This window comes from Paraburkholderia sp. BL27I4N3 (assembly GCF_003386115.1).
Lineage (GTDB): Bacteria > Pseudomonadota > Gammaproteobacteria > Burkholderiales > Burkholderiaceae > Paraburkholderia.
In genome coordinates, this window is the sequence record NZ_QREJ01000003.1 from 26,174 (window position 1) to 39,418 (window position 13,245).

Sequence of the window (13,245 nt, forward strand, 5' to 3'; positions counted from 1 at the left end):
GTAACAAATCAATGGAGACAGACATGAAGATGAAAGCCCCAACGAGCCGCACGGCGATCCGCAAGGCGGTAATTGTCGGCGTCACCCTCTGCGCGGCGCAACTCGCAAGCGCAGCGAGCGTGACGATTGCCACGCTCAATAACCCGGACATGCTCGAACTCAAGAAGCTCTCCGCCAGTTTCGAGAAAGCAAATCCGGATATCAAGCTGAATTGGGTGATTCTCGAAGAGAACGTGTTGCGTCAACGGGCGACGACCGACATCACCACAAACAGCGGTCAGTTCGACGTGGTCGCCATCGGCACGTATGAAGCGCCGCAGTGGGGCAAGCGTGGATGGCTGGCACCGATGACCAACCTGCCGGCCGATTACGACCTTGACGATGTTGTCAAGACCGCGCGTGATGGTCTGTCTTCGAATGGCCAGTTGTGGGCGCTTCCCTTCTACGTCGAGAGTTCGATGACCTTTTACCGCAAGGACCTGTTTGCGGCAAAAGGCCTCAAGATGCCAGACCAGCCTACTTACGATCAGGTCAAGGAGTTCGCTGACAAGCTGACCGACAAGGCAAATGGCATGTATGGCATCTGTTTGCGAGGCAAGGCTGGTTGGGGCGAAAACATGGCGTACGTCTCGACGGTGGTCAATACCTACGGCGGACGATGGTTCGACGAGAACTGGAAGGCACAGCTTGATACGCCCGAATGGAACAAGGCGATTACGTTCTACTCGGATCTCCTGAAGAAAGACGGTCCCCCGGGGGCCAGTTCGAATGGTTTCAACGAAAACCTGACGCTGATGTCATCGGGCAAGTGCGCGATGTGGATTGACGCGACAGTCGCGGCCGGCATGCTCTACAACAAGGCTCAGTCGCAGGTAGCGGACAAGATCGGCTTCGCCGCGGCGCCTGTCGCAGTCACACCCAAAGGATCACATTGGCTGTGGTCGTGGTCGTTCGCGGTGCCCAAGACGTCAAAGTCCCAGGACGCTGCGAAGAAATTCGCTGCATGGGCCACTTCGAAGCAGTACATCGAGCTGGTGGCGAAGGACGAAGGCTGGGCGTCGGTTCCCCCGGGGACCCGTAGGTCGACCTACGCTCGCCCGGAATATAAGCAGGCCGCCCCCTTCGGCGATTTTGTGTTGAAGGCGATTGAGACAGCGAACCCGAATGATTCGACGCTGAAAAAGGTTCCGTACACCGGTGTCCAGTACGTCGGCATCCCCGAGTTCCAGTCATTCGGAACCATTGTGGGTCAAGCCATTGCTGGTGTTGTGGCTGGACAGACGGACGTGGCTTCGGCTTTGAAGGCAGGAAACGCCGCCGCCGACCGTGCCGTGCGTCAGGCCGGCTATCAGAAGTAACGTCGGAATGCATTGAATCAGAGGCGCTGGCAACCGCCAGTGCCTCGTTACACGGGTGACATGATCATGCCGCAAGTTGCTTCTACCGCTCAACCGCCAGTCGCGCACGCTGGTGGTTTGGATCAGAAAAGTGCGTCGTCGACACGCTGGCTGGTCATGCCTTCAGTAGGTGTGCTGGTGTTGTGGATGGCGATACCGCTCGCGATGACGATCTGGTTTTCGTTCTCGCGCTACAACCTGTTGAACCCGGACCTCAAAGGTTTCGCCGGTTTCGACAACTACAAGTACCTGGCCACCGATCCGTCGTTCGGCCCTTCGATCGGACACACGCTCCAGCTGATCATATCGGTGCTGGTGATCACGGTGGTCGGCGGCGTCCTGATGGCGATCCTGTTCGACCGCAAGTTCTACGGTCAGGGCGTCGCGCGGCTGTTGGCGATCGCGCCGTTCTTCGTGATGCCGACGGTGAGTGCGCTGATCTGGAAGAACATGATCCTCCATCCGGTGTATGGTCTGATCGCGCAGGGCATGCGCGCCATGGGTATGCAGCCGATCGACTGGTTCGCTGAATATCCGCTGACGGCGGTCATCATGATCGTCGCGTGGCAGTGGCTGCCGTTCGCTTTCCTGATTCTGTTCACGGCGATCCAGTCGCTTGATCAGGAGCAGAAGGAAGCGGCGCGCATTGATGGCGCGGGTCCGTTCTCGATGTTCTTTTACATCACGCTGCCGCACCTGAAACGGGCGATCGCGGTCGTGGTGATGATGGAGACGATTTTCCTGCTGTCGATCTTCGCCGAAATCTATACGACCACGGGCGGCGGTCCGGGCACCGCGACCACCAATCTGTCGTACCTGATCTATTCGCTGGGCCTGCAACAGTTCGACGTCGGTCTCGCTTCGGCGGGCGGCATTCTGGCTGTCGTGCTGGCTAACATCGTGTCGTTCTTCCTCGTGCGGATGCTCGCGAAGAACCTGAAAGGGGAGTACGAAAAATGAGCCACGTTGCCTCTACACCGGCGTCGACCACGAAGGCCGTGACTGTACCGGCGAAGTCGCCGTTCGACGCGATTCGCCGCGGCATTCCCGGCGTGATTGCATGGCTGGTCGCGTTGCTGCTGTTCTTCCCGATCTTCTGGATGACGATCACCGCGTTCAAGACGGAGCAGCAGGCGTATTCGTCGTCGCTGTTTTTCGTCCCGACGCTCGACAGCTTCCGCGAGGTGTTCGCGCGCAGTAACTACTTTGCGTTCGCGTGGAATTCGATCCTGATCTCGGTGGGCGTCACGGTGCTGTGCCTGATTCTCGCCGTGCCGGCCGCGTACGCGATGGCCTTCTTTCCGACGCGCCGCACGCAGAAAGTGCTGCTGTGGATGCTGTCGACCAAGATGATGCCGTCGGTCGGCGTGCTGGTGCCGATCTATCTGCTGTGGAAGAACAGCGGGCTGCTCGATACCGTGTCGGGTCTGGTGATCGTCTACACGTTGATTAACCTGCCGATTGCAGTGTGGATGTCGTTCACGTACTTCGCTGAAATTCCGCGCGACATTCTCGAGGCAGGGCGTATCGACGGCGCCGCGACGTGGCAGGAAATCGTCTATCTGCTGATGCCGATGTCGCTGCCGGGCCTCGCTTCCACCGCGCTGTTGCTGGTGATCCTGTCGTGGAACGAAGCATTCTGGAGTATCAACCTGTCGAGCTCGAACGCCGCGCCACTGACCGTGTTCATCGCCTCGTATTCGAGTCCTGAGGGGCTTTTCTGGGCGAAGCTCTCCGCTGCGTCGCTGCTCGCGGTCGCACCGATCCTGATCGTCGGCTGGCTGTCGCAGAAGCAACTGGTGCGCGGCCTTACGTTCGGGGCGGTCAAGTAATGGACATGAGGACAGACGCGAATCTCGCGCTGATTTGCGATTGCGACGGCGTGCTCATCGACAGCGAGTCAATTGCCGGCGTGACTATCGTGCGCGAGTTGGAGCAGCGTTGGCCGGGTTCAGATGTCGCGCCCGTCGTGATGTCGCTGCTCGGCCTGCGCACCGAGCACGTACTTGAAGCCACAGCATCGCAACTGGGCATGAAGCTCACCACAGTGGACGTCCATTCAATTCGCGCGACGGTCGCCGCCTCAGCGGTGCAAGCGCGGATGGTCGACGGCATCGAGGCGGCGCTCGCGCGCATCCCGTTAATTAAAGCCTGCGCGAGCAATAGCGATTGTGGTTACGTGGAGGCGGCGCTGGCACGCACGGGTTTGAACAGATTTTTTGGTGAAAGACGCTTCACTGCCGACATGGTCGCCAGTCCCAAGCCCGCACCCGACGTGTATCTGCTGGCTGCACAGCGGATGGGAATGGAGCCTGGGCGTTGCCTCGTTGTCGAAGACAGTGTCGCCGGTACGACGGCCGCGGTCGCGGCAGGCATGGCGGTACTCGGCTACACCGGAGGCGCGCACGAGCCGGAGCAACAGGCTGGCAGGCTCCGGGGCGCTGGAGCGAAACAGACTTTCAGTCACATGGAACAACTCCCCGGTTTCACTGAAGAGTGGATCAGGGAGATGGCATTCACACGGTCGGCGTCGACGGCCGAATGAAGGATAAGGAGACGTAACATGGCAGGCCTGACTTTGCGTAACGTGAGCAAGCGCTACGACGAACATGAAGTGATGAGCGACATCAACCTCGACATTCAGGATGGAGAGTTCGTTGTGTTTGTCGGTCCGAGTGGTTGCGGCAAGTCGACGCTGATGCGAATGATCGCGGGGCTCGAAGAGATCAGCGGTGGCGATCTGAAGATCGATGGCGCTCGCGTGAACGACGTGCCGCCGGCCAAACGTGGCATTGCGATGGTGTTCCAGTCGTACGCGCTCTATCCGCACATGTCGTTATACGACAACATGGCGTTCGGTCTGAAGCTGGCGGGTACAAAAAAGCCGGAGATCGATGCGGCCGTGCGCAATGCGGCGAAGATCCTCCATATTGATCATCTGCTCGAGCGCAAGCCGAAGCAGCTGTCGGGTGGTCAACGTCAGCGAGTGGCCATTGGGCGCGCGATCACGCGTAAGCCAAAGGTGTTCCTGTTCGACGAACCGTTGTCCAATCTTGACGCCGCACTGCGGGTAAAGATGCGCCTGGAATTCGCGCGTCTGCATGACGAACTCGAGACCACGATGATCTACGTCACGCACGATCAGGTCGAAGCGATGACGCTGGCGGACAAGATCGTCGTGCTGTCGGCGGGGAAGATCGAGCAGGTGGGCACGCCCAATGAGCTCTATCACGCGCCAGCCAACAGGTTCGTCGCCGGATTCATTGGGTCGCCCAAAATGAACCTCCTCGAAGGAGCGGTGGATTCAGTCGGTGCAGCGGGCGTTGTGGTCCGATATCCTTCGGGGGAAACGCAGCATGCGGCCGTCGAAGCGGGCAACGCGCGACCCGGTGACAAGGTCACCATCGGCGTGCGGCCGGAACACCTGCATGTGAGCGCATCCGGCGACGGAGTCGGAGCCAGGGTCATGGCCGTGGAATCGCTCGGAGACGCTGCATATCTCTACGCTGAAAGTAGAGTGGCCCCGGACGGCGTGATCGCCCGCATACCTCCACTTGAACATCACGCGCATGGTGACGACCTGTATCTGACCGTGTCGCCCGAACACTGCCACCTCTTCGACGCTGGCGGCACAGCGTTCAAGAGGGTTGGCAGTCAGGCCCTGGCAGCCTGAGCCGGCTCCGTCTGCTTACGACCACGACATTTGCTGGTCAAGTCATGATTTCAACGTTCCCGACAAACAGGGACGATCATCACATCGATGACCCGCTTGCACTGCCAATTCCCGCTTACATCGGCGATCAGTTTTCGTTGCGCTACCACATCGCGCTCGAGTCGATGAAAGTCGGGAAAGGCAATGCTGCTGCAGCTCAGGCTTTGCTGGAAATGGTACTTGCCTCAGGCCTGCTAGCCGATTGCGGACATGGTCGGCTGGATCATCGACAAACACGCGAGGCGGAGAAAGCAATCGCGAACGCGACACAGGAAGGACTTCGGTTCAAGGTATGGCGACTTTCGTCCGACGGTTACAACCCACTCTGCGCAGTGATTACTGAACATGACCTCCAGCTCAGAAGTGCCCATGCCGGAGATGTCATACGCGTACTCGGGCAGGTAGATGAACTGAGCCGTTGGGCGAGTGCGCCGGTGTTCGCACCTCCGAGGCTTGGCCAGCCGTTTGCGTCGAGGGGAGGAAGGTCGGCTAAATGACTGACAGAACCTGGCAATTTCCCTCACTTCAACTCGCCATTTTTGCTGGAGTTTCTTTCGTGTCGACGATGTCCCTTCAGGGTTTCGCGCCACAAGGATGAGATGCCGTGCCGTTATTGGATCCATAAGGTCGATTCCTTTGACGTGCCTACGGCGCGTGCAATCGCTCGACTCAACCGCCTGATCCAGTCTCTTCTGCGTCCTGCAACCGTGGCCGTATTCGTCGTTCTGCTGGGGCCGTGGCCCGGCTGAAGGAGTTGCTGTCTTATCTGCCGAACAGTCGATCCCGATAGCGCTTGCGCTGGATCGGAGCGCGAGTTGCGCTCGTGCTTCTAGCCTCAAGGGAACGGGGGAGCGCACCTTTATTGAATATACCTTCGTAAGGAAACCAGAGGAACCATGAGGCGCGCATTCAACCGGCTCGATATCTTCACCCAACTGCTTCTCGGCTCCGCAGCCATGGTTGTGCTGCTGATCATGCTGGGTGGGGTCGCCATTCTGGAAATGCTGTCGGGCAACAGTAGGGTGACGAGTCTTCAAGGCACGCAGCTTCCAGCTGTACGCAGCAGCTTGCAGATGGGCTCGGCTGTACGGGAGATGGCGCTCGGTGAATTTCTGGCAGCGGGCGCCAATACGCCCATGGACGTTAAGCATGGCATTGACCTCACCGACGCTGGCGAGAGGGCCTTCCGAAATGCGCTTGCCGAGTATCGATCACTCGCTACCAACGATGGCGTGCCGAAGGCGAAGCGCGTGACAGACATTTTTGCGCAGTACATTGCTGTTGACGGTAAGATCCGCGCCGCGCTGGCGGAAGGCGATCAGGCCGATGCCATGCAGGAGATCATGGGCCCGGCGGCCAAAACGCGTGCTGCACTGGATCACGAGCTCTCCTCGATCGTTGCCCGCAATGACGCGGCGGCCGCAAAGGAAGGCTCTGCAGCACAGTCCGCCTACCACCAGACGATCGCCAGCGTGGCCGGGTTTATTCTTTTCGCCTCGATGGCAGCGATTGCGATCTCTCTGATCATTGCCAGAGGCGTCCTGCGTCAGCTCGGTGGCGAGCCAAGGACCGCTGCGTGGCTGACCGGCCGGATTGCGGCCGGTGACCTGTCTGTTGCCATCAAGATCCGGCGAGGAGACGACTCCAGCCTGATGGCGAAACTCGCCTTCATGCGCGATCAGCTGGCCTTCATGATCTCCGAAGTCAAGCTTGCTAGCGAGTCGATCTCGGTTGCCACGGCCGAGATTGCACAAGGCAATCTGGATCTCTCCCGACGCACGGAAAGTCAGGCTGTTTCGCTGCGACAGACCGTCGTAGCGATAGACAAACTCAACTCAGCCGTGCACCAGACCGCCGAAACAGCCAACCAGTCAGCCTCGGTGGCACAGTCTGCGACGACCACGGCCCAGGCGGGTGGCGACGAGGTTCAACGGATGGTCGACACGATGCTCGGCATCCGGGCAAGTTCAACGAAGGTCGGCGATATCGTCGGCGTGATTGAGGGCATCGCGTTTCAGACTAACATCCTGGCTCTGAATGCCGCCGTCGAAGCTGCCCGGGCGGGAGAGGGCGGACGCGGTTTTGCTGTGGTCGCAGGAGAGGTGCGCACGCTTGCGCAGCGCAGTGCCGTGGCAGCAAAGGAGATCAAGGAACTGATCGGGACCTCGGTCGCGCAGGTGCAGAGCGGCGCCGAACTCGTGGAAGGCACGCGTGGCACGATCAGCGAGGTGACCGGCTCGATCACACGCGTAAGCGAAATGCTCACCGGAATCTCGCTAGCGTCGGGTGAGCAGAGCGCTGGCATAGAGGAGATCGCCCGGACGCTCGAAAATATCGACGAGGTTACCCAGCAGAATGCCGCACTCGTCGAGCAGGCGGCGGCCGCCGCGTCCTCCCTGGCGGAACAGGGGGAATTGCTGCTACGCGCCGTGTCCGCATTCAGGCTCGAGCCAGGAACACATGTGACCGCCGCGGGACTTCGCACGACTGCGTGATGGCATGGTTCCCCGGTGCTCGATCCGGATCCAACCGGGGTGGCACGACCATGATTACCGAGTTCCGGTGAGGCTTCGAGGAGCGGGTTGTGGTTGTCAAAACTTCCAAAGCAAACAGGGCGGACAGGGTGGCGGCGATGCGGCAGAGTAAAGTAGCGTCCAACGGCGGCTCGAATGGAGTACAGATCTTCCTGTACACGGTAAATCGGACGTCCCGCACGTTCGAGCAAACCGCGATGCGGCGCGCCGGCACCGGCCTATGGACAGTGCCCCAACTTGAACCGCTGTTGCTTATTTCGGAGTCGCCTTCAGAACCTCGCGAAGTGACCGCGGTCGACGGCCTGCAAGACGCTCAACATCACCAGTGACAATGTTGAAGTCGCCCGCGACGAAGTGCTTTTCAATGTCGATCATGGCGTCGATGTATTCCTTTGGGATTCCGGCCTGGACGAGACCGCCGCGAAGCTGCGCCTCATCAAGCACGGTGAAGTGCAGCGGCTTCCCCGACATTTCCGACATGAGCGCGGCACGTTGTGCGCCTGTCACGGCGTCCGGGCCGGTCGCGTTATAGAATGCACCGGCGTGACCTTCCCCAAGAAGGATGCCGGCCGCTGCGGCTGCCAGGTCGTCCCGGGAAACGAAGGCCACGCGGCTCTCGCCGAGCCCGGGCAAGATACCGGAGCGAAGCGACATTGAAGCCGTCTGCGCAAGAGACTCGGCGTAATAGTTCATCCGCAGGATGGTCCAGCGCGGCGCAGTCCTGATCAGATGCTGCTCGGCCGTCCAGTAGGGCGCGAACATCTCGGGTTCCTCAGCCTCGCGAGTGGCCGCCGACGATATCAGCACGATGTGCTCGACGCCGCTGTTCACGGCTGCGTCAATGGCCGCCGCGAACTGACGGCCGCGCGCGCCGGGCCGCACGTCGGCGGCGGGAATGATCAGAAGGCGTTTGACGCCCTCGTAGGCTTTGGTCAGCGTGTCCGGCCGGTCGTAGTCGCCGTGCCGCCCTTCTGCCGGAGACTGAACAGTCTCCGGGGTGCGTGAGATGCCAACAGCGCTGTGATGGCCACCCCGCACCTTCAATTCAGCCAGAACCGTCTTGCCGAGCTGGCCGCTTGCACCGCTGATGCCGATCTTCATTCCGCTATCCTCTCTAACGTAACGTACAAAATGTACGTTACGTTATATTTGATATCGGATAAGCACACAAGAACGCACAAATTGGTGCGTGACGATCAGATCTGATCACGAGAAATACGGGAGTCGGGCAATGGGTGTAGCGATAGAGAAAAGGAAGCCGCGCGGAGCAGAAGAAGAGCCGGCCGATCAATACGCGAAGTGTCGCGTGGTCCTGGAGGTGCTCGACCGGGTGGGGGACAAGTGGACGGTGATGGCGGTCGGCGCTCTGGCGGAGGGGCCGATGCGGTTCAATGCCATCATGCGGGCGATCAAGGGCGTTTCGCACCGGATGCTGACCATCACGCTGCGCGGCCTTGAACGCGACGGACTGGTCAAGAGGACCGCCTACGCGACGATCCCGCCGACGGTCGAGTACAAGCTGACTGAGCTCGGCTGTTCCCTGATTGAACCATTACGGATGCTTGCAGACTGGGCGCTGACAAACCGCACGGAGATCGAGGCGGCAAGGGTGCAGTTCGACACGAAGAAGGCTGAAGCCGACTGACATGGTTCTGGGTTCGGCGTGCGATTTTCCCCGCTATGCTTCCTGCTGAGGTCGCGGAGCAGTCATCTTAGCCGTGTGAAAACTAGTACTACAAAATGAACTACCGCGTCTGATGTCGAGGAGAGCCGTATAGTCCGACACCAGCGCGATCGCCTCAATAGCCGCGTGCGAGGTTCACGCCGCCCGGCACATTTCCCGTCTTCCGATAGGCCGCGATATTGCTCGCTATAACCGCTGCCGCCGTTTCAAAGTCGGTCGGCGCCGAGATTTGCGGGGAGTACGGTCACTCGCGGATGGCGCCACAGGCGCGAGTCAGGCGCCAGCGGTTCTTCGTCGAAGACGTCGAGAGCCGCATGTGACAGATGTCCGCTGTCGAGCGACTCCAGCAGATCGGCGGTCACGACAACAGGATCGCGAGCAAAGTTGATCAGTGCTGCACCGGGTTTCATTGCCGCGAGCCGGCGGGCATGGACCAAACCGCGGGTTTGCGCCGTCAGGGGCACGAGGCAGAGGCCTGGCCGGGATTCGTTCTGCCTCCCGGTATGAGGCTTATCGCCGTCTGCCGTAAGGTAGCGGGGTCTGACGGGTCCTGTTGCAGTAAGCGAAGTGGTAGCGCTGAAGGTCACCGACGTCGATAGCGAACGCGGACTGCGACAATCCCTCAGCGTCTAACGTCTTATCTCGTGGCTGCGCGGCAATGCGATCAGTAGTTTTCGGCTGATTGCATTGCCGGTACACCGTCCACGCAAATGCGTCGGACCTAGATTAGTTTTTCGTCTATTGGCATGTGTAGCTGCTCGCTTTGATAGGGTCTCCGCTCACAAAGGTAATCTTCTTCGGATAAGCACAGAGCGGGAGGCTCTTCGCCACTGGCGACGTTGACGGCGTGTTTGCCGGGAATGTGTCGGGTGCAATACCTTTCTCTACCCAGTTCTGTAATGCTAGGTACATTTGGGTGCGGCTCGGCACAGGCGGATTCGCATTAAGGTTGGACGTCCCATTTGCGAAGCTATCGGCGAAAGAACCATCATTGCAAGAAAAACCGCCTCCGGCACACATGAAGCCATGACCGACACCGGGAAGCAGATATAGACGAAAGAAGCTTTGAACGGACGTCAGCCCCCCCATCTTTGCTTCAACCTGTTCGTAATAGTTGACAGAGCCCTGCGGGTAGACCGCTTCGTCTGCAAGTCCGTGAATCAGGAGGATCTTGCCCCCGCGAGCCTTGAAAGCGCTCATATCCGGATTATTTGCGTTGACGTTGTCGAACTCGCCTTGAAGCGCGATACCGCGATCGAAGGCATTCGACAGTTGGGCATACGAAAGATTTTTCCAACCTGCCGCACCGTTACCGGTGGCGTTCACGAAGCTGGGCTGCGCGATCGTCGGATTCTGCAACTCCAAGGCGACCATATCGGCCGCGATGACGAACGGTCCGTTCGGCGATGCGCCAACTGCGCCGCCAGGCGCAAAGTTCGGACCATAGAGGGAGGCGCCGCGCGCCGCGCCGTACCAGCGATGCTCGCCTTGCAAGACAGGGCTCCAGCCATTGTCTACGGCCGGATCCGGAACACTGCCGTCCGACGTCATCCCGTACCAGATCTTGTTGATCGCAGTCGCCTGCTTGAGATTGACGCAGGCCGCAGTTCTGTTCGTGCCAACAGCGCCCCCATTTCCCGTCCCGCCGGCGCACAAAACGTTGGTGTCTTTCGTGGGGTCATACCTGCATTGGGACGGATCGATAATGTATCCAAGATGCTGACCTCCAGCCACATCGCAGGCACTGATCGACGCATTGGACACAAGGTCCAGCTGCGCGGTAGTGAGCGGAACGCCGCCGAGATCCTGCTCAATGACGGTCCACGGATAGAGTTCCGCCGTGATCAACATCGTCCAGTTGATCACGGGAAAGGCGGCAAGGATGCCATCAAAGTCCCCGGGGAATACCTGCGGTGGCGTGAAGGCTTCGCGACCGCCCATGGAGCCGCCATCGAAGTATGAATACAGCGGAGCGGAGCCGTAATACGCCGTTGCCAGAGCCTTGGTCTGCACAGCCAGCGCGTGCACGCTGCGTGTTGAGAAGTCGGTCCACTGTGCGGTGCTGACTGTCCCGTCCGGGTTCATTGCGAAGGAGCCCCCGTGTAACTCGTCCGAGTGGCCCGTGTCGGTGATTGCACTGATGGCCCCCTCCGTGGCTGCGATTGCCGCTGGGCTGCCCCCGGCGTTCAACTGGTTCATCACTGCCGCTGTTGATCCCGCAGTTCCGCCGCCCCACCCGCCGCTGCCGAGCACATGGACGCGCTTGTTCCAGTTGGCCGGAGAGGGTAGCCAGACCTCGAGGCCGATGCCCGGGGATGTCGACGGTGCGCTAGCTGGCCCCGGGTTACCCGGGCCCACATTGAGTTTGACCATGCAAAGGTCGTTGGCGGCCAATGGCGTCTGAGCGGTAACCGGCTCCGACAACACGAGCGGATCGCCTTTCTTGTAAGCTTTCACGCTCAGAACCGTGGTATTGGCATCCGGCTTGAATCCCGTTTTGATGGAATCGTCGCACGACAGCTTTGTAGAGGCAGTGGGCGTTAGCTGGTTGGAGTTACTACCGTCGCAGCCATTAAGGGCCGGAAGACCCAGAAGTGTCAGTATCAGCGAGCCGACCGACAAGGTGCTACCACGTCCGTATTTCACGTTGTCTCCAATACGCCGTAAATGGCGCGATATTCCATTCGCTGCCTCTGTGGGCAGGAGCGCGTCGTATCGCTCATGCGGACGATCGGGGATACCCGGAGTATCCCCCATCGACACCGTGTCTGCGCTATAGTGCATTAGACCGGTTGGTGCAATGCTATCGAATGCACTATGTTGCGGTCTTTCAAAGGCTTGCTGGGTTCTTTAAAAATCTTGCTTTTTGCGCCTGGAGAAGACGATGTTAGAGCGGCCAGCGGGTACGAGGACGAGGGAGCCCATCCAACTGACGGTCGGGGGCAAGCGGGTGCGCATTGATGAGGTGACTGATAGATCCGCCGGTACGGCGACGCGGTCTGACGCGTCTTGGTACGGTTTTCCATTGGAGCTTCATTCGCGAAGAGCGGAAACACACACACAGAATGCTCTTTGTTACCCGAATGCTCTAATCTGGCGGCAAAAATCAGGTTATACAACGGCTAGTATTTCGACGGGTTGCAAGCGATATCGAGCTGTCACCAATCCCGGGCAGTACATAGTCATTCAACGCGGTTTTGAAATCGACAGGACGCACTGTGAGTCGACGAACTACACAGGTACTGCTCTCGAGATTCGACCGGACCGGTTGGAACTGCTATTTCCGGGGGAGCGGAAGACGGTCGACTTTTCCGGCTTCAAGATCGCCAACGATTTGACGTTGGATAATTTCTTTTCCTTGATGGAGATGGAATTTCAAAGTTCCTCTCCATCGGGGAGACTTTATGCTGAAAGCCTGTCGATTGCCCTCGTGACATATCTGATCCACGCTTACACTCCAGCCAAACCATTGGAAATCAAAGGCAGGCTGACCGGTAAGCACTTGGAGGACGTAGAAACGTACATACGGGAGAATCTGTCAAACGAGCTAAGTCTGGCGGAGCTGGCTAACCTTGTACACACCAGCCCATTTCACTTCGCTAGATTGTTCAAAGCCGCCACTGGCTTCGCGCCACACAGATATGTTGTTGAGCAGCGCATCACGGCAGCTCAACGTCTTCTCCGCGCGGACCTTGATATCGCCTACATTGCCGCGCTTACGGGATTTTCGTCACAAGCGCATATGTCATACGTTTTTCGCCGTCATCTGGGCGAGTCACCGACCGAGGTGCGGCGACGCATCTGCGGCAAGAAGAGCGCTTAATATGCTTTTTTCGCAGACACAAAACTATCTTTCTCCAGCCGCTTGATCATCGGCCGGTAAGCCGTTGCGGGCTTGCGGGAGCCTGAAGCAATCGT

General features: G+C 59.3%; 12 protein-coding genes. 9 read left to right on the forward strand and 3 right to left on the reverse strand.

Annotation, left to right across the window (positions count from 1 at the left end; all coding sequences use genetic code 11):
* The first annotated feature begins 23 nt into the window (after positions 1 to 23).
* From B0G71_RS40195 to B0G71_RS40220, 7 genes are all read left to right on the forward strand, one after another.
* Positions 24 to 1,358, forward strand: a complete 1,335-nt coding sequence (locus B0G71_RS40195; RefSeq protein ID WP_404935505.1) for a sugar ABC transporter substrate-binding protein — start codon at positions 24 to 26, stop codon at positions 1,356 to 1,358.
* Between the two features lie 66 nt (positions 1,359 to 1,424).
* Positions 1,425 to 2,357, forward strand: a complete 933-nt coding sequence (locus B0G71_RS40200) for a carbohydrate ABC transporter permease (protein ID WP_404935506.1) — start codon at positions 1,425 to 1,427, stop codon at positions 2,355 to 2,357.
* The gene (locus B0G71_RS40205) at positions 2,354 to 3,229 is read left to right on the forward strand and encodes a carbohydrate ABC transporter permease (protein WP_116150064.1); all 876 of its coding nucleotides are present in this window, start codon (positions 2,354 to 2,356) and stop codon (positions 3,227 to 3,229) included. The genes B0G71_RS40200 and B0G71_RS40205 overlap by 4 nt, the downstream gene beginning before the upstream one ends.
* Positions 3,230 to 3,234: 5 nt before the next feature.
* Entirely contained in the window at positions 3,235 to 3,942 is a 708-nt protein-coding gene (locus tag B0G71_RS40210; RefSeq protein ID WP_116150242.1) for an HAD family phosphatase, read from the forward strand.
* An 18-nt stretch (positions 3,943 to 3,960) separates the two neighbouring features.
* On the forward strand, positions 3,961 to 5,070 hold the full coding sequence (locus B0G71_RS40215) for an ABC transporter ATP-binding protein (RefSeq protein WP_116150065.1): 1,110 nt from the start codon (positions 3,961 to 3,963) through the stop codon (positions 5,068 to 5,070).
* A gap of 44 nt (positions 5,071 to 5,114) precedes the next feature.
* A complete protein-coding gene (locus tag B0G71_RS41175) occupies positions 5,115 to 5,606 on the forward strand; it encodes a hypothetical protein (protein WP_147308764.1) in 492 nt (163 codons plus the stop codon).
* 399 nt (positions 5,607 to 6,005) lie between these two features.
* On the forward strand, positions 6,006 to 7,604 hold the full coding sequence (locus B0G71_RS40220) for a methyl-accepting chemotaxis protein (RefSeq protein WP_116150067.1): 1,599 nt from the start codon (positions 6,006 to 6,008) through the stop codon (positions 7,602 to 7,604).
* Positions 7,605 to 7,895: 291 nt separating this feature from the next.
* On the opposite strand, the gene B0G71_RS40225 is transcribed toward B0G71_RS40220, so the two are convergent.
* Positions 7,896 to 8,744 (reverse strand): SDR family oxidoreductase, encoded by an 849-nt coding sequence (locus B0G71_RS40225; RefSeq protein ID WP_116150068.1) that lies wholly within the window; start codon positions 8,742 to 8,744, stop codon positions 7,896 to 7,898.
* 130 nt (positions 8,745 to 8,874) lie between these two features.
* Here B0G71_RS40225 and B0G71_RS40230 point away from each other — a divergent pair, with 130 nt between their 5' ends.
* On the forward strand, positions 8,875 to 9,288 hold the full coding sequence (locus tag B0G71_RS40230) for a helix-turn-helix domain-containing protein (RefSeq protein WP_116150070.1): 414 nt from the start codon (positions 8,875 to 8,877) through the stop codon (positions 9,286 to 9,288).
* A gap of 245 nt (positions 9,289 to 9,533) precedes the next feature.
* On the opposite strand, the gene B0G71_RS42465 is transcribed toward B0G71_RS40230, so the two are convergent.
* Both B0G71_RS42465 and B0G71_RS40240 read right to left on the reverse strand, forming a co-directional pair.
* Entirely contained in the window at positions 9,534 to 9,737 is a 204-nt protein-coding gene (locus tag B0G71_RS42465) for an NAD(P)-dependent oxidoreductase (protein ID WP_258875869.1), read from the reverse strand.
* Between the two features lie 328 nt (positions 9,738 to 10,065).
* Positions 10,066 to 11,973: a tannase/feruloyl esterase family alpha/beta hydrolase gene (locus tag B0G71_RS40240; RefSeq protein ID WP_181916996.1), complete on the reverse strand. Its 1,908-nt coding sequence runs from the start codon at positions 11,971 to 11,973 to the stop codon at positions 10,066 to 10,068.
* Positions 11,974 to 12,595: 622 nt separating this feature from the next.
* On the opposite strand from B0G71_RS40240, the gene B0G71_RS41670 reads away from it, so the two are divergent.
* Entirely contained in the window at positions 12,596 to 13,150 is a 555-nt protein-coding gene (locus tag B0G71_RS41670) for a helix-turn-helix domain-containing protein (RefSeq protein ID WP_181916997.1), read from the forward strand.
* Positions 13,151 to 13,245: the final 95 nt, after the last annotated feature.